The organism is Synechococcus sp. KORDI-52, assembly GCF_000737595.1.
Classification (GTDB): domain Bacteria; phylum Cyanobacteriota; class Cyanobacteriia; order PCC-6307; family Cyanobiaceae; genus Parasynechococcus.
This window is the reverse complement of the sequence record NZ_CP006271.1, coordinates 468,122-493,508: the sequence shown is the minus strand read 5'-3', so window position 1 is coordinate 493,508 and position 25,387 is coordinate 468,122. Positions and strand designations below refer to the sequence as shown.

Below are 25,387 nucleotides of genomic sequence, written 5' to 3'. Positions count from 1 at the left end.
GTCCAGGACGGCTGCAACGGTTCCGGACGCAGCTGACCCCACCAGTGCAAACCAGCACTGATCAACAGAGCCGAACTCCATAGGACAACCAGGAGCGCAGATTTGTTCAGATGCGAACCAGAAACAGCACGTGGTTTATCTTGGTTGATTGGCCTGCGTCCCTCCCTGCATGAGCGCTCTGGTTGATTTAAACGCCCTGGACAGCGTCAACCCGTCCCTCACCCGCTACGGCCGTCGTGATCCAGCACCCGTGCTGCCCCTGCGCGAGGAGCCTGATCTCCTGTCGTGGCTGGAGACCAGCGGCCGTCTCGTGGCCGACGAAGAGTCGGGTTCACCCGAAGTGAGCACCGTCGAAGAGGAAGAACTTTCAGCGCTCATGGGCGAGAAAGAGGACTACAACAAAGACGACGAACAGAATGAGGAGCAGTGGGAGGACTGACGTCTCCCTGGTGCGGACTGGTCGTCTCTGTGGGACTCAACTAGGGTCCCAGCGACCAGTCCACTGCTGATTTGCAATCCACGGATCCGAACCATCGTCCTTGGTGGGAAAATGGCTCGCTCAGTGCCAGCTTGTTGATGCTGGTGGTCCTGGCGGCCAGTTTTGCAGCAGACAAATGGATCCCCAACGCGCAGCTGAGCCTGCCGCTGTTGATTTCCACGGTCTGTACGGCAACTGTTGCAGGCCTGGGTATCCCACTTCTGCGTCGCTTGAAGATGGGACAGTTCATCCGCGAAGAAGGTCCTCACGCCCACCGGAGCAAAGCGGGAACGCCAACCATGGGGGGGCTTCTGGTGGTTCCGGTTGGAGTCATTCTCGGCAGCCTGATCACCAGGGACGCCGTGGCCTCACAACAGCTGCTCAGCCTGGCTTCGCTGACGTTGGCGTTCATGCTGATCGGCGGTGTGGATGATTGGAGCAGCCTGACCAAACACACCAACACAGGCCTGACGGCTCGAGGAAAATTGATGCTGCAAGCCCTTGCGGCCGTGGTTTTTCTGACCATCGCAGCCTGGCAGGGCTGGATCAGCAGCAGCATTGCCTTGCCGTTCGGACTTGAGCTACCGCTTGGGATCCTGATCTGGCCACTGGGACTGTTTGTCGTTCTGGCGGAAAGCAACGCCACCAACCTCACCGATGGCCTGGATGGTCTGGCCAGCGGCTGTGGAGCCTTGGTCTTTACAGGCCTGGCGCTTCAGCTGATGCTGCGAGGAAACGACGGGGATCCGGCCTTGGCTGGGTTCTGCATGACCATGGCCGGGGCGTGGCTTGGGTTTCTGGTCCACAACCGAAACCCGGCTCGAGCGTTCATGGGGGATACAGGATCGCTGGCGATGGGGGCAGCCCTCAGTGGTGTGGCGCTGTTGTCCAACAGCCTCTGGCCACTGCTGGTGATGGGCGGGGTTTTTGTGGCGGAATCCTTGTCCGTGATCCTTCAAGTGTGGGTGTTCAAGGCCACGAAAGGACCTGAGGGCCGAGGCCGACGGGTGTTCCGCATGGCGCCCCTCCATCACCATTTTGAGCTAGGAGGCGCCGATGAACGAAGCGTGGTGCCTGCGTTCTGGCTGGTTACGGCGGGGCTAGTGCTTCTGGGACTCGTGGTACATCCCTGAGCGTTGATCTTTGATCCAAGACTGAGGAGCATCATTTCTGAAGCAACATCAATAATTCAATTATTCAAAATATCACTGAAATCAAAGCCGCCCCTTAACGCACAAATTAATATGTATGGCAAAAATGAGCCTAGTCTAAAAAAATAATAGGCATTTTGCGTTGAGCCCTTCTGACCAGGCCTCTATTAACAATAGAAAACGTTAGCAAAATAGCGAAACTGGCAACATTTTTATTTCTATAACACGACTCCATGCCGCGCACATCGCTTAAATTCACATTTTCTAAACGGAGAGGCAGAATACATAACTTTCTTTACCTGGGACGAAGTGATTTGAGGCTACAGCTTTTATTTGCAGGATTCAGGATCTTCCATGCACACTATATTCACACACACCGCCGAAAGATGCCAAACATCGTTGAGAGACAAGAGGTACTGAACAGCCTCGTTCAAGTGATCAGATATGGCTCAGAGACTTCAGTATATTCGTCCTTCAAAAAAGAAAACGTCCCAGGAAAAGTCAATGCAAAATTATTCCTATACTAGAATCAACAATCGTTTGAATAGATAATTGTCAGATTTTAAAATCTGATTTTACTGAGCTGAGTTACAAATCTACTAAGATACATAGTTGTTTTTGGGAGCTTATTGTTCTTATTTGCTTAGGGAACTGACAAGAGCTGTCCACTGTGCATCTCCTTCATCCACAAGCTTATGTCAATCTGGGATTAATAGGTATTCACGATCCGGATGGTTACTGACAGTGTCTTCCATCAACTCGACAAGAAGAATATTAACCCTTCTAGAAGTCTAGAGTCTTAGGCATGTACATATCATTCATAAGTCATTTCTGTCTTGTGTCCATTTAAGTCCAACGTGATCGGCTTTTGATTCTTAGGCTCAGTTGGAGTGAGAGGTACGCAAAGACTTAATAAACTTCTCCACCTTTAGGCAGGGTATCAATGATCGAGTAGAAATCGTCTAGCACTGCCTTACCTTTTATGAACGAATAAACTTGATACTTTTCAATTCTGGCATTCAATACATATTGAGATCGTCAACCTTCAGCCAACAGGCTCTTAAATCTCTCTCTTGAAATTGGTCGATCTATCAGCGCAGGTAATAAATCAATATATGGAAATTCATAAAGAATCAGAAACCTTCAAACAATCAGAACTTGAATGCAGAGATCTATCCAACCAGGAGTTGCATTCAAATCATCATACGTCACAGGAACGCATTTCGTTCGTTCCGATCTTGAAAATCATTAGGATAGATATAGAGACTTACGAGCAGTCCAATCCTCATTCTATCTAGAGGCATGTCAACCCATGTATATTTAGCTGGAGAACTGGCTTCAGTAGAATAAACGCATGGAATATGTGAGGTGGTTGTGGAGGAAGGAAACAACGACTTTAAAGCATTACAGAGGAATGTGTTTCAAGCACTATCCTGATTGCGTGCAATAAAGGCTGTCGTTCTCTGAATCAATTGGAAGACCTCGACGTTCTGATGTAAAGGTTTAGGAGTTGTGTCCTGGAAGAGTTGATCCAATCGTTTTGTCCTGAAGTCTAAGCCAGCTAATAAGCGAGAGGTTTTGTGCAATGTATGATCCAGTTACTGTGATAGAAGCAGAAAATTGGTTTATGTAGTTTGAAGATAGGCTCAGTCGGGGTTATGTCTTGCTGATAAAGATGAGAAAGTCGGATAAGGCCTCTTTGTATTCACATTATTTGCGTAGAACAAAAATGGAGGTTGGTATTATAAAATTTTTGTTAGTGAGTGATCATGCTGCCAATTAATCCTCTTTATCCAAATCTGAAGTCCATTGCAGTATAAAATGTTTCAATCTCTTCTTGGCCAATATACTATGCTTCTCCATATCAAATTTACTAAGATTACGTTTATCTGAGCCTATAAGTGACCGAAAAGCTTCAGCGGCTGATCTCATGTTTAGATCTACATCATCTTGAACTTTAGAGTCTTTCCAACTTTGGTCATTGCCAATATGATGTGTAATAAATAAATCACTAACTTGAAGAGCTGACTTTGAATGATATAGGCAATTAAGCCAAAGAATAGGACCTATTGGGGGCAAGCCTATGCAAACATTTCCAAACCTCATTGAAGCCAACCATTCACTTGGAAAGACAAAAAGGTCACTTCCAGGATGCCAATAAAGATCATCGCCAATAACATCGCGACGGTTTATGACTATACAGTCAAAAGTTTTTTTGGCTTTTGTCAAATTTCCAGGAAACTTAGTATTTGAAAAGCCAATAAGCTGCTGGAATAAGAATTCGAAAAAATAATTCGGCACACAAATATCTGCATTTAAATACATGCAATATGACTTCACTCTTTGATCATTCGAATTAGTGGTTGTATATAAGTCATGATCAAGAATGTCCCGGATGTAGGGCTTTTGACGCTCACAAGAGTCAATACCTAAGGAACGAACTACAATCCTATTCTCACCGCGAAATAAACTATGAAAAAATCGCAGGTCTCTAGATGCTACTGAAACGACAATTTTAAGCTGTCTGTTGACAGAGGCATAAAGTGCCTTTTTTAGTGATTTAATTGTCTCTAATTGCGTAGAGTCCAATTCTTTAGCATTCTTTTTTCGATATAAATTAATATTACATGTTAGCGCTATCGAAGAGTATTCATCGGCAAAGAAAATGCTATTAAATAAAAATTCCTCGTTGGAGTCATTTACATTGGGGAAGTAATGAGAATTAATCCCAAAATAATCATATAATCTTTTAAAATATTTTTCACGAAGAAGGCACATGGTTTCATAGTTCCAAACAAAAAGCAAATTACCAAGGTTGACTAGATACTCATACAGTCGGTCTAAATCAACGAGATCTGCATGCGCACTCTCAGTAGTATCACCAAAACGCAAAGCCTTTCTTGAAAAAGAAATATTTTTGCTTCTAGTTGTGAATATTATATTCACACAAGGACAGTGCGAACGAATAATTTCTATCTCCTCCTTAATGAAATCAAACCCATTCTTGGGGCGACCAAAAGGACATGAGCGATGATAAATTAAGCTGGAATTTACTAAACTAAAAAATGTTCCCTTGTAATCATTATGGTGAAATATTTTGGCCATTGTTTTGGCTATGAACTTACTACCACTGGACTCTTGTCCTACAATGACCCATGCTATAGATACGGGATTGTCAACGAGGCTTTCCTCAAGACGCTTTGCTGCACCGTGCATGGTAACTAAACAAAGAAGTTATAGTATTATAAAACACAGTGAAGCACCTTTATTCCCATGGGACTCAAAATAGTTGTTTCGATCGGCCTGCCAAGGTCAGGCACAACTTGGGCATTCAATACAACCCAAAGCATACTCAAAGATCAGGGGTTTTCTTATCTTTCTTTGTTTACCAATCAAGAAGAAATCAGCGAGTCAATCCCACTTATTAACGAAAACTCCTATGATTTTCTTCTCATAAAAACTCATAAAATAAGAGTCCTTAAAACAATATCGTCCTTTCTTCCAGGATTAATTATCCCAAATGTAATTATTTCTGTTAGAGACCCACTCCAAACAGCATTATCTCAAATGCGAGTATCCAGGCAAAATCCAACCAAAACCAACTATTCCAGGATAAGTAAAAAGATGCAAAATATGTTTAATTACAACCGTAGATTGGACAACACCCTTTCACAGGTATCATCCCTAGTGCTTGTCAAGGAATCAGAGATTGAAAGCCCTAACCAATGCAATAATAAGATACAACAAATAAGCGACTTATTATTTGGAAAAGGTCTGCCAGACATGAACGTAGACAGTATTAGAAATATGAATTCTTTGGAACAAGTCAAAAACTTTATTGATGAAAATTTTGACTCTGAAGAAAAATTAAGTTTCGAAAAGTACGACAAAACTACACATTATCATGCGAATCACATAAAAACAAAAGATTACAGCATCAACAGAGAGTCAATAGATCAAGAGTCTCTTGCAAGCGCAGAAAAGGCAAACGATGATTTTATATCGAAATACGAAAACACCTTTTGTCGTTATCAACCCACCGAAGTAACAGCTAGCACCGCAATAGAAATTTTAAAAGCACTCAAAATCACTATCCTTCCCAAATAAATGATTAATAGAATTAATTTCCAATACATATATCGTACATCGAAGCAAATCATGTTCGCATCTCTCTACATAATTCATTAATTATCTAGAAACAGGCATAAGTAAGGATACTAGATACTGTTATTTGGATAATAGTCTTCAAACTGCTTCATTTTTATAATTTTGGCCAATCACGCAATTCTAGTGAGCTATTTTTGCAACATTTTTTAAGATTTTATTATTCCGATACCACCAAGCGCCATTCGGATATAAATCCCGAGATAAAAAATTCATGTTGAGCTTTGGTTGATCATCATGAGGGCAGACATGTTCATTAAAAGATGACTGATCTGCAGCACCATAAATAGCTTTATAATTGAAATTTCCTAAATAATTTTCTGAATAGATACGATTAAGTTTATATTTTGATCGTGGATGAAATCCCAAAATTCCAGTACACGGCCGCGAATGATGATTTAACTGTACGACACCATCAATATAGCTCTTTTCCATATAAGAAATAATATCTTCGGTAAAATCTTTCTTTACAAGAATATCTGTATCCAAGTAGATAGAATAATAATTATTCCAAGTGAGAAATTTGAAGATTTCATATCTCATCCAAGCTGTTTTTATGAAGTCCTCGGTGTCGAATTTTGTGTGATCGGCAGGTAGATCTCGTGTTATGTCTAGCCGAAATCTATTTTCCTTGATGTTATTTACAGTGCTAGCATAATTTGACATTTGATTAATAGAAGCCTCGTCATTGCCGAAGAAAAGAAGCTCAACCCCTTGCTTCCAGCAGCTGATAGCTAAATTTTTAGCCAAAGGAGCCCCCCAAGGTTACAGGTTGTAAAAACGACGATCCTTTTTTTGTGATTAGATTTGAAATCTTCAATGCTTGAATAATAGCTAAACACGAGCTTTAAGATATTTGAATTATTTTAGCTTGAAATTTCTAGATATGCAGCGATCTTAGTAAACGATTGCTATGTTCAATATACTGAAATGCATACATAATGTTTGGTTACTTATCGTAAGACCAAATTCATGCTGCACGTACCTTTTAAAAATCCCGTCTAATGAACTGCTTTTATTGAGTTGATACAAATCCGAATATTGGTGCCGTCATCATGAGTACAACTATATAGCTTCTTTCAAGATCCTTCTGCTACTTGAGCGGTAGAGTAACATTAATAGTCCGTACACAACCTGCAAAGTAAGTCGCCTTCATCCAGAAATCAGCGATCTTTGATCAACTGCAGCACTAGTGGGCAAAGAGGCAACCAACAGCAGCAGTAAGAGAAGGAGCTTTCTCATCGGTAGTTGATAGGTTGTCATGGCTCAAAATAATTTGATTAAGGAGTGATCTTCTAAACTGTGGCTAACCGGTTCTGCCAGTTGAAAGAGCTTGATTTATTCACACAGTGTTGTGCTGAACCTTTACCGCTTAAAACCCCTGCTACACCTGAGTCCTATGTTCCAGTTGAGAAAATGACCTATTTCACCTGGCGTGAATCCGGTCTCACAGGTGACTGCTCAAGCCTTGAGGCGATGGCTGCCCGCTTTGAGGAATCAGCAAGCTTGATGCGGCGCATGTCCAGCGAAGGGTTCCAGCTGGAACGCAACGGCACGGAGCAGCGCATCACGCATCCCGATCCCACGGTGTTTGAAGCCTGGGGATTTGTCAGCGAAGAGTCACCGGTCCGCCAACTCACGTTGATCCCCGATCTTCAGAACTGATGGACAACCTGCTTGCCAAAACCGCTGAGCTGCTCGCCAATGCAGCTGCGGATCCTGACCGGGTTCTGCGGTGGGTGTTGATCTATTTCGGTTTGTCGTCGCTCGGATTCATGGGCGTATGGCTGATCGGAGAAGTGCGCCGTCAGAGCAGCACCGATTCGAACTGAGCCATCAGCGGCTCGCCTCCACCGAGCGCTGACGCCATTGAGGCGTTTGCTCCATGGATCTCAGCTGCTCTGCGCTGGGGCTCTCAAGCACGTCCAGGAGATGAAGGGGTTCCGCTTCGAAGTGAAGGTGAGGACCGGTCGACCAGCGCCCCGTGTTTCCGCAGTAGCCAATGATCTGACCCCTGTTGTAGGAACCAGGGGGAGCACCAACACTCAGATGGCTGTAACGGGTCTTGACGCCGGCACCAGCCAGGTGAAAGGTCCAGCCGAGGGTGGAGCTCCAGCGACTACGGCCAACGCCGTCGTGGGCGGCACGAACAGGACGGCCCACGCGGCAGGCGATATCCAAGGCTGGGTGGTCCTGTTCGACGCCATGGGTCACCACACCCGACATCGGCACAAGCAACGCTGCGAACAGACCCAGCAATGAATCAGAATGAGAATTGGAAGAGAAGCTTAAGACATCATTTTCTCGGCCGGAGAAAAGACACGATTCCCGTTTTTCATTAACACTGTCTTAAAAGGAAAAAAACCCGGTGGGTCCTGGCCTCTCTCCAGGCGGTCTGGCGACGGTTCGAAGTGCAAATCAACTGCAGCTCATGCGCAGAGCACTTCTGTTCACCGGTGCCGGCCTGATGGTCGCCGCTGCTGGACTGCCTGGCTTCGCCACCCCCAAACAAACCGCCCGGACCGTCACCAACGGTTTCGTTCGCTCCAACGTGCTGTTGCCCATCGGTGGCAAAAAGCAAGTCTCCAATCCCGTTCCTCAGGATCTGAGCAATCTGTCCGGTTGGACCCGTGAAGAACTCGAGGTGGGTCTGGAGAAGCAGTACGACGTCGATGTTGCTGACGTCACTGAATTCCTTTACTCAACGGAAGGCGAAGCCTTCCTCAAAGAGAGCCTCAACGGCAACTATCACCCGTACTACAGCCAGCAGAACGATCTGCAGGCCGTTCGCAGCGCCATCATTCTCGATGCAGAGGATGGCAAGCTCTCCAGCTACGGAATGATGGCCAAGCTGCCGACCGACCAGCGGCTGCAAGGCGCCATGAAGGTCTGCAATGCCGACACACAGGGTGATTTCCACAAGGACACCTCTCTGCTCAGCTGGTACATGAACACCCCGGCATGCATCCAGGCCTACACCGCCAAGGCTCCCGAGCCCGCTCCCGCTCCCGCCGCTCCCGTTCAGGGACTCTGGTGATCTGACGCCATAACGACAAAACACGTCAATCAAGCCCTGGCTCTGCCCAGGGCTTTTTTCGTGCCCGATGGATCAAAGCCAATTCCTCAAGGCAAGACCACCACGGGTGTGCCTACATCCACAAGGTCGAACACGCGGCGAATGTGTTCGTCAAAGAGGCGAACACATCCATGCGACACGGCCCGTCCAACGGTCCAACGATGAGGAGTGCCGTGCAACCCGACGTGGGAGCAGCCGCGAACCTGCACCACCTTCTCGCCATCCCAGCCACCGGGATTGGAGCAGTCCTGATAGAAGGCAATCCAACGCGATCCCAGGGGATTCCCACCTCCAGGAGGAACCAGAACCCCGGTGCCGGGATGCCTCCAAACAGGATCCACCGTCTTGAACAGCACGCGATGCTCTCCGAGTGGCGTTTCCCAGCCTTGGGTGCCAACAGCAGCAGGCACTCGCAGACGAACCTGACCCTGATCCAGCAGAATCAGCTGACGGCTGGAGCGATGCAGGACAAGCTGCTTACTGGGCCGCGAACGAACGGCGGCGGGGAGCAGGGCCAACGCCTCCACATCGCTCAGCCAGGGGGCAACCGGCGGAATGGGATCAGCAGGCCTGGCTCCGACCGGCCCGAGCTGAAGACAAGCTCCAGTGAGGACCGCCAACAACGTCGCCCGCAGCACTGGACTCGATCAAGAACGCATCCCTGAGCTAGCGGAACATCAAGTGCTGGACCCCAGGCTGCGGAAAGTCTCAGGACTTGCATTGATTGATGATGCAAGCAGGCCGTTCAAGGATCACCATGCCGTCGTTTCCACGCACCGTGATGCTGCTGGGCAGTGGGGAGCTGGGCAAGGAAGTGGCCATTGCTGCCCAACGCCTTGGCTGCCGGGTGATCGCCTGTGATCGTTATGCCGGTGCTCCAGCCATGCAGGTGGCGGACGCAGCGGAAGTGCTGCCGATGACCGATGCCGATGCCTTACTGAAGGTGGTCAGGCGCCACCAACCCGACGTGGTGATCCCGGAGATCGAAGCACTCGCCGTTCATGCCCTGGCAGAACTCGAACAGGAGGGAATCACCGTGATTCCAACGGCCCGTGCAACGGCCGTCACCATGAACCGAGACCGGATCCGCGACCTGGCGGCTGACGAGCTCGCTCTCCGAACGGCCCGGTTTGCCTATGCCTCCAGCGCTGATGAACTCATGGAGGTGGCGGAGCCTCTGGGCTGGCCCGTGGTGGTGAAACCGGTGATGAGTTCCTCCGGCAAAGGCCAGAGCGTTGTGAGCTGTGCCGACGATCTGCCCAAGGCCTGGGAGGCCGCCATGGCTGGCGCTCGGGGCACCTCAACCCAGGTGATCGTTGAAGAATTCCTCCATTTTGATCTGGAAATCACCCTGCTCACCATCCGCCAACGCAATGGCGAAACCCTGTTCTGCGCCCCGATCGGCCACGAGCAAGAAGGTGGCGACTACCAATGCAGTTGGCAGCCGGCTCAACTCACCGACCAACAACTGCGAGAGGCCCAGGCCATGGCCAAGACCGTCACCGACAACCTGGGCGGCGCCGGCCTCTTCGGAGTGGAATTTTTCCTCTGTGGCGACGAGGTGATTTTTTCAGAGCTGTCTCCCCGACCGCACGACACCGGCCTGGTCACCCTGATCAGCCAGAACCTGAGCGAGTTCGAACTGCACCTGCGTGCTGTTCTCGGTCTACCGATCCCCACCATCACGGCAGCTGGTGCCGCGGCCAGCCGAGTGATCCTGGCCCAAACGAACATGGACTCCGTCGCTTTTGAAGGGGTCGAACAAGCGCTCACGGAAGCCGACACCCAAGTGCTGCTGTTCGGCAAGCCCACAGCCCGCCCCGGTCGGCGGATGGGTGTGGCGCTGGCAAGGGGAGCCGATCGCAGGGAAGCACAAGCCAAGGCCGACAGGGCAGCCGCATGTGTAACCGTGATCCCAGGATCAACGGCTGGCTGAAAACCGATAATGGGTTAAGCCATCCAGCACAGCTCCAACACTGGAGCGTTTCGACACGTACACCCGTTGCTGGGTCCGCTGACCCAGCAGACAGGGATCGTGATCCGCAGGAACAACTGTGGCGGGTAGACCATCCAGCAACTCTCCATCCCCCTGCTGACTGGCCACCACCAGAACCTGCTCCAGGGGGAGCCCCCAGGACTGGGCCAGGAAGCGAATGGCCTCGCTGCGGGATGCGCGCTGCGGCAGAACATCCAAGAACCAGTGACAGCGGAGCTGGGGTTCCGCCTGCAGACCATGGCGCCGCAAGCACTGCCGGGCCAACCCGATCAGACCCCGATCGGTGGCACGCAACAGGTAGCTGACCTTGAAGCGACTCTGATGGTCAGGATCCTGAAGCTGAATGTGTTCCTGCAGTTGACCCATGGCTGCAAGGACAGCCTCGCGATCCCAAGCCTGGCTGATCCTCTGCGTCCAAACGGGGTCTTCTGCGCGATCGAGCCGGTGGTGGATCACGGTTCCAGCGCGGCAGATCCAGGCCTTGGGGTCGGGAAGATGCAACTCCCGGTAGCGCTGACGCGCCTGATCCGGCGAACGCCCCGTCAGGATCACCAACCCTGTCGAAGCAGCGAAAGGTTCGGCCTGAAGCCGATCTCGCAGATGCGCCAGGGGATGCTCCTCCGGAAGCTCGAGGCAGTTATCGAGATCCAACGCCAACAGCCTGGAAACGGGACTGGGTCGCCGCACCACCGACATCCCACGAACAGGGGACACACGGATCTTGTGCTGCATCAGGGCGAGGTACTGACACACGTGGGCATCCCAGCTGAAGTGGCGGCTGATGGCCTCGACCCCGTTGTCACTCCAACGCCGCCAACGGGAGCGATCACTGCCGGCCAATTCCAAGGCCTCCTGAAGTGCTCCCGGGTCGGTGACGTCCGCCAGAAGACCGTTGTCGCAGCGGTGTTGGATGTCCCGTGGACCTCCATCATCGGTCGCCACCATCGGCAAACCGCAGGCTGCCGCCTCCAGAAGGGTGAGTCCGAACGGTTCGGTCAACGCCGGGTTCACAAACAACCCTCCCCGACGCGCCGCCCAGCGGTACAAGGCGGGAATCTGGGCACGGCTGTGTTGTTTGGGATAAGCCACCTGGCCATAGAGATCAAAGCGATCCACCAGATCAAACACCTGCTGAAGCACCTCACGCTGCTGCTTCTCAAGCTGACGGGGATCATCTCGACAACCGAGCACAAGCACCAGGTTGTGACGCTGCCGCAACACCGGCGATTGGCCAAAGGCTTCCACCAGCGCGGGAATGTTCTTGCGTCGCACAGCACGGGAAATCGCCAGCAGGGGCGGGCGATCCGGCTCCCTCAGGAAAGGCTGCAACAAGCTTTGCAACGCCGAACTTTCCTGCGACGAACCGTGGGGATGGAACCGCGTGGCATCGACCCCAGGGGGCACCACCTCCGCCTGATCCGCCTGAAAGTGCCCATAGCGGGAATACTGCTGATCTGCTTCCTGACGGGTGCTGGTGATCACCAGATCGGCTTGGGCCAGGGCGCGCTCTTCAGCATCGATGCGCCGGCTGATGGCGTAGGTCTGCTCAAGTTGAGAGCGATCCAGGCCACCCGCCAGAAGACGTCGCTGTTTCTCCCGGCCGAGGGAATGACCCGTGAAAACCAGTGGAATCCCCATCCGCTGACTGACCAAAGCACCCACCAGACCGGCATCGGCGTAATGGGCATGGATCCAGTCGACCCTCTGACCGGGCCGGCTCAGATGTTCCACCAGCTGATCAGCCAGCTCCTCGAGATGGGGCCAAAGCAACTCCTTGCGCAGATACCGCTTCGGACCGAAGGGGAAACGCAGGATGCGAGCTCCTGGAGCTATGGCCTCTTCCCGTTGGCTGTAGTCAAGCGCAACCCGGCGGTCCTGAATTAAGCGAGTGACAACATCAACCTGCTCGACCTCAGCCCGCTGAGCCAGGCTGCGCACGAGCTCAAGCACATACAAGGTCTGGCCACCGGTATCAGCATCCCGTCCCAGCTCAAGCCCATGGGCACGAAAGAGACCATGGAGGTGCAGATGCAACAACCGGATCCCCATTCGCTCCCCTCACAAACAACAACGGGACACAGATTCGGTGCCGTTGGTTTTTCTTTAGAGGCAGAAGAAGTGGTGAAAAGTGAAAAAAACCTTAGAAGAGGAGGTGTTCAAGACCATCAAAACAGCCGAGTCGTCTTGTCTGGCAGGAGATCTGGGCCCGAAAAACCAACGTCATACGAACGGCTGGATGTAACAACCCAGCAACGTCAGAGACGGCCGCTCACATCGACAAGGCTGCCCTGCTCGTCACCCCAACCACCCTCAGAAAAGGTGACGGCACCGTCCACCTCAAGCTGCTCATTGATCCAGCCAAGGAGAACCGGCCCAACCTGTGCCGGGAAGGCTTCGCCACCAAAACTGCGAAGGCTGAAGTGGTCAGCACCCTGCACCAACACAAGACGGTGACCCAACTGCACTGCCTTGCTCTCGCGCATGGGAACGATCGCCTCCGGACCCGAGGGCACCACCCAGTCGCGCGTACCACTGATCAAGAGCACCTTGGCGGAAAGGGTCTTCAAACGACTGCGGTCAAACAACAAACGAAGTGGTGGGCTGACGGCCACAACAGCCTTGACCCTCGGATCTGCGACAGAGGCTTGGTTGATCCCGGACAGCCAACTGCACTGCAACACCCAGCTGAGATTGCGCTCCGAATCCTTCAAGTCGTTGCAACGGGATTTGAGTTTTCGATCGGTGGTCACACCACCAGCCAGCTGAAGGGTGGTGGTGGCTCCCCAGGAATGACCGACCACCGCAACGGCATCCGTGTCCAAATCAGCGTCGGCCAGGAGTCGGCCAGCACGAACAGCATCCAACAGAGCGGAAACATCAAGGGGCCGGAGTCTGAGTTCCTCGGCTCCAGGAGGGGGCACATCACCAGCGAGCATGGCCTTCTGCTGATTGAGATCACTACCGGGATGGTCTGGCATCAGCACCGTGTACCCATGGGCAGCCAGTACCTCACCCCAACCCTCAAAGGATTCCGGATCGTCCCAAAGCCCATGGGAAATCACAACCAGCCGACCATTCGATGGCGCTGCAGGCCGAAGCGTCAGCACCCGAAGGGATTGCGGGCGGTGCGGCACGGAAACCTGAACAACCTCACGGGACCAACTGGGCCGCAGTGGCACCCGCAGAGCGGCCGTCACGGATGCAGCTTCGGTGGAACGCGCCAAAGTCACGCCCTCTTCAAGGTTGGTTTTGAGCCGATTGGCCACCTCCACGACGCGCGACAGATCGATCGATGCCTGCTCTCCAGGCAATTCCCTTAGAAACCCGAGAATGTTGGGTTGTCCCCGGCGTTCTGCACGAATCAAGGCATCGGTCAGCATCTGACCGGTCACATCCGGTTCAACACCCTGAAGGTCCACCACCTGCGTCGCCGCATGGAGGGCCTGCTCCAGAAGCGGCTGACCGGTCGATCCCGCCAGCAAGGCCTTGGTCTCCACAGGCAGTGGCGTGAGGAAAATTTGGCGCAGCAGAACCAGTAACTTGCCACCACTGACCGATTGCAGATCCTGCAGATCCGGACTGGCCAGGATCAACTGTTCAGCGGACTGACTGCCGGAAAGATTGATCGTGACCTGACTGTCCAGGAATGGCAGTCGCAGCGCCAACCTTTCCAGAGCTGAGACGGGTCCGCCGGTCAAGGCCAACGAGATGCCGACGCCGAGAGCACCCAGGTGTGTGCGTAGACGAGTCATCAAGCCGCCAAAGGAACAGGAAGTTCAGGAGGATGCTGCTCCAGAACCCGACTGAGATAGCGGCCGGTGTGACTGGTGGGGTGCTGGGCGACCTCTTCTGGAGTTCCCGTCACCAGAATCTCGCCACCCTTGTCACCGCCTTCGGGGCCGAGATCGATGATCCAGTCGCTGCAACGGATCACATCAAGATTGTGCTCGATGCAGATGATCGAGTTGCCCTTGTCCACCAACCGCTGCATCACATCCATCAGCTTGTGCACGTCGTAGAAGCTGAGACCGGTGGTGGGCTCATCAATCAGATAAAGAGTCTTACCGGTGGCGCGCCGTGACAGCTCCGTTGCGAGCTTCACCCGCTGGGCCTCACCCCCAGACAAGGTTGGCGCCGGCTGTCCAAGTTTGACGTAGCCGAGGCCCACATCCACCAACGTGCGCAAGCGATCTGCCGCCTGAGGAATCGCATCAAACACCTCAGCGGCCTGCTCCACCGTCATCTGGAGCACATCGGCAATCGTGTAGCCCTTGTATTTCACCTGCAGGGTTTCGCGGTTGAACCGGGCGCCCTTGCAGACATCGCACTGGACGTACACATCCGGCAGGAAGTTCATCTCAATCACATTCACGCCCTGACCGCGGCAAGCCTCACAGCGGCCGCCCTTCACGTTGAAACTGAACTGACCCACCTGATAACCGCGGGCCTTGGCCTCCACCGTGGCGGCGAACACCTGACGGATCGGATCAAAGGCACCGGTGTAGGTGGCTGGATTGGATCGGGGAGTGCGTCCAATCGGGCTCTGGTCGATCACGATCACCTTGTCGATCGACTTCAACCCCCGCAGCTCCCCCAGACCCTGCGGAAAGGGCACCTTCAGACCCAGTCCGTTCTCCAGGGCGGGATGCAGTAGCTCATTCACCAGGGTGCTCTTGCCGCTGCCGCTCACCCCGGTGACGGACACCAACCGGCCCAAGGGGAACTCAACCGAAACGTTCTTGAGGTTGTTGCGGTTGCAATCAATCAACTTGAGTGAGCGCGAACCGCTCTGGCGGCGTTCGGCCGGCGTTGGAATCGACCGACGGCCACTCAGATAAGCGCCGGTGAGGGATTCACTGCTCGCCACCAGGTCATCGAAACTTCCCTCAGCAACGATGTGGCCCCCATGGACGCCGGCACCAGGGCCGATGTCCACCACGTGATCGGCAGCACGAATCGTGTCTTCATCGTGTTCCACCACCACCAGGGTGTTTCCGAGATCCCTGAGCCGCACCAGGGTGTTCAGAAGACGGTCATTGTCCCGCTGATGCAGGCCGATGCTCGGCTCATCCAGCACATAGAGCACCCCAGTGAGGCCAGCACCGATCTGGGTGGCCAGACGGATGCGCTGGGCTTCACCACCCGAGAGCGTCATCGCCGGTCGATCCAGGCTCAGGTAGTCGAGACCAACATCGAGCAGGAATTTCAGACGCAGGCGGATTTCCCTGAGCACCAGATCACCGATCTGGATCTGACGGGCATTCAGCAAGGGCTCAGAGCCCTCATGGGCGCCCACACCCATCAGTTTTTCAATCCGTTCCAGGGTCTGACCGACGCTGACGGCTGTAAGTTCTGGAATCCGGTATGGCCCCACCTTCACCGCCAAGGCTTCAGGGCGGAGCCGCTGACCGCCACAGGCTTCACAGGGAACCAGCTCGAGATACTTCTCCAACTTCTGGCGCTGGGCTTCACCGCTGGCATCGCGGAGCTGCCGCTCGAGAATCGGGAGAATGCCTTCGAAGGGTCGGGTGTAGCCCCCTTTGCCCTTGCGATAACGGCTGTCGGCCTGAATCAGAATCGGATCCCGGCTTCCGTTGAGCAGCACATCCCGCTGTTCATCCGTGAGCTCATTCCATGGGGTCTTGATCTCAAAGCCGAAAGCTTCACCCACCGAATACAGCAGTGAGAAGTAATAGCTGTTGTCTTTCTCGGCCCAAGGCGCAACAGCTGAATACACCGGCTGAGTTGGGTCCGGGATCACCCGGTCCACAGTGAATTTGCGCAGATGGCCGATGCCATGGCAGGCCTCACAGGCGCCGTAAGGGCTGTTGAACGAAAACAGTCGCGGTGAGAGCTCCTCCATCACAGCGCCGTGCACCGGGCAGGCGAAATTCTCGGAATAAAGCCGCTCCCGCTCAACACCCTCGGGAAGCTCCTCCCCTTTCTTGGGCACCACCTCCACCAGCGCCAGACCATCACCTCGTTTGAGGGCGGTGCGCAGCGAATCGGTCAGCCGTTCCTGGATCCCCTCACGGGCTACAAGACGATCCACCACCACCTCAAGGTTGTGGCTTTGGTTCTTGTCGAGCTCAATGTTGTCGGCCAGCTCGCGCACCTCGCCGTTGATGCGCACCCGGGCGAAACCTTCAGCCGCCAAACCACTGATCAACTTGGTGTGGGTACCCTTCTTGCCGCGCACCACCGGCGCCAACAGCTGATAACGGGTTCCCTCCGGCAACAACAGGATCTGATCGACCATTTCGTCGATGCTCTGCGGCTTGATCGAACGGCCACATTTGGGGCAGTGGGGCTCGCCTGCGCGGCCGAACAACAGACGGAGATAGTCCTGAATCTCCGTGACTGTGCCCACCGTGGAACGGGGGTTGTGGCTGGTGGATTTCTGATCAATCGATATCGCCGGAGACAGGCCCTCGATGGCATCGACATCAGGCTTGTCCACCTGCCCCAGAAACTGGCGGGCATAGGCCGACAGACTTTCGACGTAGCGGCGCTGTCCCTCCGCGAAAATCGTGTCGAAGGCGAGTGAACTCTTGCCGCTGCCACTCACCCCGGTGAACACCACCAACTTGTTGCGGGGAATGGTGACGTCGACGTTCTTGAGGTTGTGCTGCCGGGCACCCCTCACGCGAATCACATCATCCTGAGTCGCCAGCGGGCCCGCTGATTCAGCGATCTTGGCAGCAATTCGCGCCATCAGGACCCGTTGGAAAGCTCAGAAGTTTAGGAAGAACCGAAGCCTTCAGGCTGTTCGCTGGTCCAGCAGGCTCGCTGCATAGGCATCGGCCTGATCCCCACCAGCAAGGTCCGCCAGCTCTTGGCGACGTTCCTGAGTGTCCCGCAGTCGGGACACCCGCGAATGGGTGACGCCATCTTCCACATGCTTGCTCACCCGGAAATGGTGATCAGCCACCGCTGCCACGAGCGGTTGGTGGGTGACGCAAAACACCTGACGCTGACAGGCCAGGGTCTGGAGGAGATCCGCCATCGCTCCACTGACGCGTCCACTGACGCCGGCATCAATCTCATCGAACAGCAGCGTGCTGGAGCCATCCACCGCGGCAAGGGTGGTCTTGAGCGCGAGTAGAAAACGGGACATCTCACCGCCGGAGGCAACCTCCGTCAGCGGTGCCATCGGCTGGCCGGGATTCGCGGAAAACAGGAATTGAACAGCGTCCGCACCATGCTCAGCCGGATCAGAAGGGGTGAGACCAACCTTGAAACGCACGTTGGCGAGGCCCATGGGTGGCAACAGCTCCAGCAACGACGCCTCCAGAGCCTCCGCCGCCTTCAACCGCTCACGATGCAAGACCGCATTGGCCTGATCACGCGTCTGACGTCGGTCGTTTTCCTCTTTGTGCAGGCGGGTGAGATCCGCCGCGAAGCCGTCCGATCCCAAACGATGAAGCAGCTCATCGCGACGCTGAATCAAGCCGGCCAGATCAAGGCCGTAACGGCGCTGCAGGCGTTTCAAAACCGACAGACGGTCCTGAATCCGCGTGAGATGGTCTGGATCGCTCTCGAGCGCCAGACCGTATTGATCGAGGGAGCGCAGCAAACTGTCCACACCGGCCTCGAGATCCAGAGCCTGATCGCGCAGGGGCTCGAGTGAACCATCCAGCTGCGCCATGGCCTGCAGCTCCTGGATGGACACCGCAAGGTGATCCTGGAGAGAAGGACCCTGATCCGCAGCATCGCGGAGGCGACCAAACAGCGAGGCCAGACCCTCCAGCAGCCTCACGCCATGAACGAGGCGGTCCTGCTCCTGTTCCAACCGCTGCTGTTCGTCGGGGTCCTCGAGATCAGCGGCTTGAAGCTGCTCCAGCTGCTCTTCCTGTTCAGCCCGCTCCTGTTCTGAGCGCTGCTGCTCCTGTTCAAGTGCCTTCAGGGCATCTGCAGCCAGGCGCCATTCGGTCCAGGCATCAGCCACGTGAACCTTGACCTGGGCCAACGCAGCACCACCGAGACGGTCCAGCCAGAGCCGTTGCTGCCCTGCCCGCGACAGCAAATGGGTCTGGCCCTGAACGGTGAGGTCAATCAACAGCGGCCTGAGCTCAAGCAACTGCTGACGATTCACCGTGCTGCCGTTCAGCCGACAGCGACTGGAATAACGATCACCCTCCTGCCGTTTCCATTCACGGCTGATCAGGAGCTCCTCTTCGGGATCAAACTCCGCCTCGGTCAACCACTGCTCGAGGGCTGGGTTGAGTTGAAACTCAGCCTCGATCCTGGCGCGATCCGAACCAGCACGCAGCAGACGAATCCCGCTGGCCCCCTGCGCTCCACCCAGCACCGCATCGAGGGCATCGAGAAGGATCGACTTGCCGGCGCCGGTCTCACCGGTGAGCACCGTGAAACCCGAGCTGAACTCCAGTTCAAGACTCTCAATCAGAGCAATGTTCTGCAGCAGCAGACCCGTGAGCACGTCCAGCCCTGTGATGATGCCGACCGTAGCGGCAGCTCGGTTCGTTTAGAAGGGGTGTTGAACATCCCGATGAATTGATGGCGCAGGAGCTCGGGGATTTCATCGAAGCCGCGGGGTTACTCGAGTACGACCCTGCCGCCATCACACGTATTTATGCCGGCCATCCCCAACGGCTGATCCGTCGGCTCTGGCAAACCCTGGTGCCGATCGGCCTGTTGCTCCTGGGCGTCGCCTTCGACTGGATCTTCCAGTTGCTCAAGGATGAGGAACGGGCCCGGGGGCGAGCGCGCGAATGCGCTGAACTGCTGGTGGATCTCGGCCCTGCGTTCATCAAGGCCGGCCAGGCGCTCTCCACCCGGCCGGACATCGTCCCCCCATTGCTGCTGGAGGAACTGGCCCAGCTGCAGGACCAACTGCCCGGCTTCGACAGTGGCCTGGCCATGGCTTGCATCGAAGAGGACCTGGGTGCACCGGTCGACGAGATTTTCGAACAGCTGGACCGGGATCCGATTTCAGCCGCCTCCCTGGGTCAAGTCCACAAAGGAACCCTCAAAGGCGGCGCCAAGGTGGCGGTGAAAGTGCAGCGCCCGGGGCTGCGTGAGCAGATCACCCTGGATCTGTACATCGTGCGCAACATCGCCGCCTGGCTGAACAGCAACATCGGCCTGATCCGCAGCGACCTCGTCGCTTTGATCGACGAGCTGGGGCGACGGGTGTTCGAAGAGATGGACTACCTCAACGAGGCCTCAAATGCCGAGACCTTTGCTGAGCTGCATCAACACAACCCTCGGATCGCTGTTCCAACGATCTACCGCAACGCCACCAGCCGCCGCGTGCTGACAATGGAGTGGATCGACGGCGTCAAGCTCACCAACCTGGATGCGGTTCGGGAGCTCGGCGTGGATCCGGACGACATGGTGGAGGTGGGCGTGAACTGCAGCCTTCAACAGTTGCTGGAGCATGGCTTCTTCCATGCCGATCCCCACCCCGGCAATCTCCTGGCTTTGGAGGACGGTCGTCTTTGTTATCTCGACTTCGGGATGATGAGCGAAGTCAGCCGCGAGTCGCGCACCGGCTTGATTCAGGCCGTCGTCCATCTGGTGAATCGGAACTTCGGAAAGCTCTCCAAAGACTTCGTCACCCTGGGTTTCCTGGCGGAAGACGTAAACCTGGAACCGATTGTTCCGGCCTTTGAGAAGGTCTTCAGCCAAGCCTTGGAAGCCGGCGTCAACCGGATGGATTTCAAAGCGGTCACCGACGACATGTCCGGTGTGATGTACAAATTCCCCTTCCGGGTCCCGCCCTACTACGCCCTGATCATTCGGTCGCTGGTCACCCTCGAAGGCATCGCCCTGAGTGTGGATCCGAACTTCAAGATCCTCGGCGCCGCCTACCCCTACTTCGCCCGGAGGCTGATGGAGGATCCCGATCCACAACTGCGTCAGAGCCTCAAAGAGATGCTGTTCGACGGGGACGCCTTCCGTTGGACCCGTCTTGAAAATCTGGTCTCCAGTGCTGCGAGTCAGGCCCAGCTGGACCTGGAGTCCCTTCTGGACCAACTGCTCGACTTCCTGTTCTCACCCAAGGCAGGGCTCCTGAGGGATCAATTGGTGTCCGCCACCGTGGACCGACTGGATGCCCTGGGGTGGTCCACGATGCAACGTCTGGGCCGACGCTTGCCCAAACGACTGCAACCCTCCTCCATCGCTCAAACAGCTCCAGGGCTCTCCGATCCGCTGATGCAACTGGAGCCGGTGCGCGAGTTGATTCAGGTGTTGCAATCCTTGCCGGGGTTCACACCCGAGCTTCTACTTCGAAGAATGCCAAGGGTTCTGAACGAACCGGACACCCGACGGATGGGATTCCAGGTGGCTCAGGGGCTGGCCGAACGTGGAGTTGTCCGCCTGGTGCGGGTCGCTGCTGGCGTTCCTGCCTAAGTTCCCCACAACATCAACAGCGTGATGCTTCGCAGGCCTTTCACCCGTTCCTCACTGGTGGCCTTGGCCGCAGGGCTTGGAATCGGTTGGAGCAGCATCATGCAACCCCTGCACGCCGCCACCGATGTGGCCCTCGTAAGCGGTGCTTTCCGTCGCTCGATACCGGTCAAGGAATTTGAGCACCTGGCCGAAACCGGGGAAGGCATTGGACTGCTGGGCAATCTGCTTGAGCTGTCCGGGCAGAACCCTCAAGAGGTTTCGCAGATGCTCAATCAAAAACTTGAGCTTCCCCTGGTGCTCACCAGCCGTCTGATCAACACACGGATCGGTGAAGCCATCCTGCGTCGTACTGCACGCATCATTTATCCGATCCACTCACCGGAACCAGAGGTCAGTGTCCCAGCGATCCGTGCGGGCGTGATCAATGGATTGCAAAGTGAAGATGGCCTCACAGCAGTGAGCTTTCTGAAGAGCTATCCCAATGCCGTGTTGGCGGTGAATCTGCCTGCTCTGTTTGGGGTGATCGAAAAAGCTGAATCGATCGCCGGCCTGGTGCAGTTTTTCTCCGACTCCCCTTTGGACGGATTGAAGGAAGCACAACCCTGATCAAGCCCCGAACGGACGCCGCCTAGATTTCGGAAATCCCCCCATCCCAGCCGGTGTCCCTGTTTCAGAACCTCCGTCGGCGTTTTAGTGCCACCCCTGTGATGCAGGACTGGCCAGGACTGATTGAGGCCTACCGCAGCTGGCTTCCCGTCACCGATGCAACGCCGGTGATCAGCCTGCGCGAGGGAGCCACCCCTCTGATTCCCGTTCCATCAATCGCGGACCAGATCGGCAAGGGTGTGAAGGTGTTCGTGAAATACGACGGCCTCAATCCCACGGGATCCTTCAAGGACCGGGGCATGACCATGGCGATCAGCAAAGCAAAGGAAGCCGGTTGTGAAGCGGTGATCTGTGCCAGCACAGGCAACACCAGTGCTGCAGCAGCGGCCTACGCCCGCCGAGGAGGGATGCGGGCCTTCGTCTTGATCCCTGATGGCTATGTCGCCCAGGGAAAACTGGCTCAAGCTCTGGTCTACGGCGCTGAGGTCTTGGCGATCCGCGGCAACTTCGACCGTGCCCTCGACATCGTTCGCGAAGCGGCGGAAAAGTATCCGGTCACCCTGGTGAACTCGGTGAATCCCTACAGGCTGCAGGGACAGAAGACGGCAGCCTTCGAAATCGTGGATGCCCTCGGAGACGCCCCCGACTGGCTGTGCATTCCCATGGGCAACGCGGGGAACATCACCGCCTATTGGATGGGTTTTCAGGAATATCAGCAGGCCGGCCGGAGCCGGATCCTGCCGAAAATGATGGGTTTCCAGGCCAGCGGATCAGCCCCTCTGGTGAACAACACCACGGTGGCGGATCCCGAAACCATCGCCACAGCCATCCGCATCGGCAACCCGGTCAACCGAGCCAAGGCCCTGGCAGCACGGGAAGCCAGCAACGGTGCGTTCCTGGATGTGACCGATTCGGAGATCATCGCGGCCTACAAACTCCTGGGCGGCCAGGAGGGAATCTTCTGCGAGCCCGCCAGCGCTGCCTCTGTGGCAGGCCTGCTTAAACGAAAAGATGAAGTACCGGCCGGCGCCACGGTGGTCTGCGTTCTGACCGGTAACGGCCTGAAGGATCCCGACTGCGCCATCAGCAACAACGATGCCGCCTTCCACACCGATCTCAATCCCGATCTGGGCACCGTCGCCAACGTGATGGGCTTCTGACACCGCCCTCCATCAACGCGCTTCAGCCCCCTTATGGGGGCTTTTTTGTGGCCATTGCGGCAAACCAACCTACAAAGCGGCTGCGGAAGACAAGCCAGAACCGCCCCAACACACTGTGGAAAACCAACGAAAAGATCCGACTCTCTCGAGCCTCCGGTTTTCCACTTGCTGTGAAGAGGTGGAAAAACAGGTGACGTTCCCCATTCTGTAAAAAATTCTCCTCAGCCGTGTAGGGCAAAAAACTCCTTTGAGCACTGGTTTCAAGGCAGCTTTTCCCCGTTTCCCCAGGCCCTACGACGGCTGTTTTTGTTGTTTCTTTTTTAAATCCATAAGAACCAAACAGCCGACAGAGAATCCCGTTGCCCTGGCCATTGCACTTCCCCTCAGCCTGTGAAACCGTGGGACACCTCAGCGCACTCAGGTCTCCAGGACGATGAAGGTGGTCTGTTCACAGTCCGAACTGAATGGCGCTTTGCAGCTGGTGAGTCGTGCCGTTGCCACACGCCCCACCCATCCAGTGTTGGCCAATGTGTTGCTCACTGCCGATGCCGGCAGCAACCGACTCAGTCTCACGGGGTTTGATCTGAGTCTTGGGATTCAGACGTCCCTTGCCGCCAGTGTGGAAACCAGTGGAGCCATCACCCTTCCAGCCCGGTTGCTGGGAGAGATCGTCTCTCGTTTGTCCAGTGATTCTCCGGTCACGCTTGCGGTTGACGACTCCGGCGAACAGGTTCAGCTCACCAGCTTGAGTGGCAGCTATCAGATGCGCGGTATGAGTGCTGATGACTACCCCGACCTTCCGATGGTGGAGAGCGGCATGACGCTCAAGCTGCAGCCAGAACGGTTGGTGCAGGCGCTCAAGGGCACCCTTTTTGCCAGCAGTGCTGACGAAGCCAAGCAACTTCTGACTGGTGTGCATCTCAAGTTCAACCAGCGGGCTCTGGAAGCGGCTGCCACCGATGGTCACCGCCTTGCGGTTCTCAATGTTGATGATGCTTTGCAGGATGCGGCCGTTACCGACACTGTTGATGGACAGGGTTTCGCGGTGACGCTCCCGTCGCGTTCTCTGCGGGAGGTGGAACGTCTGATGACGTCCTGGCGCTCCGATGAACCCGTCAGTTTGTTCTGTGATCGCGGCCAGGTGGTCTTTCTTGCGGCCGACCAGATGGTGACCAGCCGCACATTGGAGGGCACGTATCCCAATTACGGCCAGCTGATTCCCGATGGTTTCACCCGCACCTTCGGAATGGACCGTCGCTCCCTGATCGCTGCTTTGGAGAGGATTGCTGTGCTGGCTGATCAACACAACAACGTTGTGAAATTCAGCAGTCAGCCTGAAGACGGTGTTGTTCAGATCAGTGCCGATGCCCAGGATGTGGGCAGTGGCTCAGAGTCGCTTCCCGCCAACCTGCAGGGTGATGCGATTCAGATTGCTTTCAATGTTCGCTATCTGCTGGATGGCCTGAAAGCGTTGGGTTCCGATCGGATTGTTCTGCACTGCAATGCCCCCACCACACCGGCTGTGCTTCGATCCGATGAAGCCTCCGAAGCCTTCACCTATCTGGTGATGCCCGTTCAAATTCGTTCCTGATGTGTCGCTTCCGGATCAGCTGCTTCTCAGTGATCTTCTGAGTCACACCGTTCGTTGTGATCTGGGTTTGGACCATGGCCCTGGGGTCATGGCCTGGATGCATCCGCCGGTGCATCGGCTGCTGGGCTGGGTCAGCCGTCCATCAGCCCTGCGCATGTCGCGAGATGTCTGGCGTTTGAACCAGTGTTGTGGGTTGACGGATCAGCAGGTTTTCGTGCGCGGCGAACCGGCGCTCACCGACCAGGTGACTCTGGATCGCTTGCCCACGCTGATGGATGCAGCCTTGCTGGACCGCAACGGTGAGCGGATTGGCAGCGTTGTGGATCTCGATTTCCGCCCCGCTGACGGTGCGATTCTTCATTACCTGATCGCCCGCAGCGACCCGCGACTGCCGGGGAGTTCCCGATGGCGTTTGGCTCCGGATCGCATCCTTGATCAGCAACCTGGTCAGATCCAAACCGGCCTGATGGGATTGGATGATCTGCCCATGGCTCGAGCCAGCGTGCGTCAAGATCTGCTCCAACGCACCCAACGCTGGCGGGACCAGTTGCGGGCCATGGGGGACCGCGCTGGTGATCGCCTGGAGGGGTGGTTGGACGACGCGCCCATTGACGATCTGCGCTCAGAGACCATGCGCTCCTCGCCTGATGACGACGAGCCCGAGCCCGAGGTCCTGTCTGGACCTGAGGTCTGGGACGACGACAGCTGGGAGGACGCCCCCTCCCGCCGCCGCCGCGAGGACGAAGACCCCTGGGTCTGACGGGCGGTCGGCAACACTGGGGGGA

At 55.2% G+C, this 25,387-nt stretch carries 20 protein-coding genes; 12 read left to right on the top strand and 8 right to left on the bottom strand.

Annotation, left to right across the window (positions count from 1 at the left end; genetic code table 11):
• Positions 1-169: 169 nt before the first annotated feature.
• Together KR52_RS02465 and mraY are read left to right on the top strand one after the other, a co-directional pair.
• Positions 170-439, top strand: coding sequence for a DUF3134 domain-containing protein (locus KR52_RS02465; protein ID WP_006850710.1), 270 nt, complete (start codon positions 170-172; stop codon positions 437-439).
• 137 nt (positions 440-576) lie between these two features.
• Positions 577-1,611: a phospho-N-acetylmuramoyl-pentapeptide-transferase gene (mraY, locus tag KR52_RS02460; protein ID WP_253912433.1), complete on the top strand. Its 1,035-nt coding sequence runs from the start codon at positions 577-579 to the stop codon at positions 1,609-1,611.
• A 1,797-nt stretch (positions 1,612-3,408) separates the two neighbouring features.
• On the opposite strand, the gene KR52_RS14045 is transcribed toward mraY, so the two are convergent.
• Positions 3,409-4,845 (bottom strand): hypothetical protein, encoded by a 1,437-nt coding sequence (locus KR52_RS14045; protein ID WP_156957562.1) that lies wholly within the window; start codon positions 4,843-4,845, stop codon positions 3,409-3,411.
• A gap of 57 nt (positions 4,846-4,902) precedes the next feature.
• On the opposite strand from KR52_RS14045, the gene KR52_RS14040 reads away from it, so the two are divergent.
• Positions 4,903-5,736: a hypothetical protein gene (locus KR52_RS14040; RefSeq protein WP_156957561.1), complete on the top strand. Its 834-nt coding sequence runs from the start codon at positions 4,903-4,905 to the stop codon at positions 5,734-5,736.
• Positions 5,737-5,916: 180 nt separating this feature from the next.
• Here KR52_RS14040 and KR52_RS14035 read toward each other — a convergent pair whose 3' ends face one another.
• The gene (locus KR52_RS14035) at positions 5,917-6,543 is read right to left on the bottom strand and encodes a putative nucleotide-diphospho-sugar transferase (RefSeq protein ID WP_156957560.1); all 627 of its coding nucleotides are present in this window, start codon (positions 6,541-6,543) and stop codon (positions 5,917-5,919) included.
• Positions 6,544-7,209: 666 nt separating this feature from the next.
• Between KR52_RS14035 and KR52_RS02450 the strand changes: the two genes are divergently transcribed.
• Entirely contained in the window at positions 7,210-7,458 is a 249-nt protein-coding gene (locus KR52_RS02450; RefSeq protein ID WP_038552033.1) for a hypothetical protein, read from the top strand.
• A complete protein-coding gene (locus KR52_RS14705) occupies positions 7,458-7,625 on the top strand; it encodes a hypothetical protein (RefSeq protein ID WP_173402184.1) in 168 nt (55 codons plus the stop codon). Before KR52_RS02450 ends, KR52_RS14705 begins: the two co-directional genes overlap by 1 nt.
• A gap of 4 nt (positions 7,626-7,629) precedes the next feature.
• Here the strand turns inward: KR52_RS14705 and KR52_RS02445 are convergent, their stop codons facing one another.
• Positions 7,630-8,052 (bottom strand): M23 family metallopeptidase, encoded by a 423-nt coding sequence (locus KR52_RS02445; protein ID WP_038552028.1) that lies wholly within the window; start codon positions 8,050-8,052, stop codon positions 7,630-7,632.
• Between the two features lie 172 nt (positions 8,053-8,224).
• Between KR52_RS02445 and KR52_RS02440 the strand changes: the two genes are divergently transcribed.
• Entirely contained in the window at positions 8,225-8,830 is a 606-nt protein-coding gene (locus KR52_RS02440; protein ID WP_038552025.1) for an alpha/beta hydrolase, read from the top strand.
• Between the two features lie 86 nt (positions 8,831-8,916).
• Here KR52_RS02440 and KR52_RS02435 read toward each other — a convergent pair whose 3' ends face one another.
• On the bottom strand, positions 8,917-9,507 hold the full coding sequence (locus KR52_RS02435; protein WP_038552022.1) for a L,D-transpeptidase: 591 nt from the start codon (positions 9,505-9,507) through the stop codon (positions 8,917-8,919).
• A 119-nt stretch (positions 9,508-9,626) separates the two neighbouring features.
• On the opposite strand from KR52_RS02435, the gene purT reads away from it, so the two are divergent.
• Positions 9,627-10,805, top strand: a complete 1,179-nt coding sequence (purT, locus tag KR52_RS02430; RefSeq protein ID WP_038556744.1) for a formate-dependent phosphoribosylglycinamide formyltransferase — start codon at positions 9,627-9,629, stop codon at positions 10,803-10,805.
• On the opposite strand, the gene KR52_RS02425 is transcribed toward purT, so the two are convergent.
• From KR52_RS02425 to recN, 4 genes are all read right to left on the bottom strand, one after another.
• Entirely contained in the window at positions 10,791-12,914 is a 2,124-nt protein-coding gene (locus tag KR52_RS02425) for an HAD family hydrolase (RefSeq protein WP_038552018.1), read from the bottom strand. The two genes, purT and KR52_RS02425, sit on opposite strands and share 15 nt — an antisense overlap.
• 206 nt (positions 12,915-13,120) lie before the next feature.
• Positions 13,121-14,617, bottom strand: coding sequence for an alpha/beta fold hydrolase (locus KR52_RS02420; RefSeq protein ID WP_038552015.1), 1,497 nt, complete (start codon positions 14,615-14,617; stop codon positions 13,121-13,123).
• Positions 14,617-17,580 carry an excinuclease ABC subunit UvrA gene (uvrA, locus tag KR52_RS02415; RefSeq protein WP_038552012.1) on the bottom strand — a complete coding sequence of 988 codons (2,964 nt, stop codon included), beginning with the start codon at positions 17,578-17,580 and terminating at the stop codon, positions 14,617-14,619. The genes KR52_RS02420 and uvrA overlap by 1 nt, the downstream gene beginning before the upstream one ends.
• Positions 17,581-17,625: 45 nt before the next feature.
• Entirely contained in the window at positions 17,626-19,308 is a 1,683-nt protein-coding gene (gene recN, locus KR52_RS02410) for a DNA repair protein RecN (RefSeq protein ID WP_038552009.1), read from the bottom strand.
• A 77-nt stretch (positions 19,309-19,385) separates the two neighbouring features.
• On the opposite strand from recN, the gene KR52_RS02405 reads away from it, so the two are divergent.
• The 5 genes from KR52_RS02405 to KR52_RS02385 all read left to right on the top strand — a co-directional run bounded on the left by KR52_RS02405 (position 19,386) and on the right by KR52_RS02385 (position 25,362).
• Entirely contained in the window at positions 19,386-21,245 is a 1,860-nt protein-coding gene (locus KR52_RS02405; protein WP_038552005.1) for an AarF/ABC1/UbiB kinase family protein, read from the top strand.
• A gap of 24 nt (positions 21,246-21,269) precedes the next feature.
• Positions 21,270-21,851, top strand: coding sequence for an alpha/beta hydrolase (locus KR52_RS02400; RefSeq protein WP_038552002.1), 582 nt, complete (start codon positions 21,270-21,272; stop codon positions 21,849-21,851).
• A 101-nt stretch (positions 21,852-21,952) separates the two neighbouring features.
• Entirely contained in the window at positions 21,953-23,011 is a 1,059-nt protein-coding gene (gene thrC, locus KR52_RS02395; protein ID WP_051834388.1) for a threonine synthase, read from the top strand.
• 433 nt (positions 23,012-23,444) lie between these two features.
• Positions 23,445-24,602, top strand: coding sequence for a DNA polymerase III subunit beta (gene dnaN / locus KR52_RS02390; protein ID WP_038551995.1), 1,158 nt, complete (start codon positions 23,445-23,447; stop codon positions 24,600-24,602).
• 1 nt (position 24,603) lies between these two features.
• Positions 24,604-25,362, top strand: a complete 759-nt coding sequence (locus KR52_RS02385) for a hypothetical protein (protein WP_038551992.1) — start codon at positions 24,604-24,606, stop codon at positions 25,360-25,362.
• Positions 25,363-25,387: the final 25 nt, after the last annotated feature.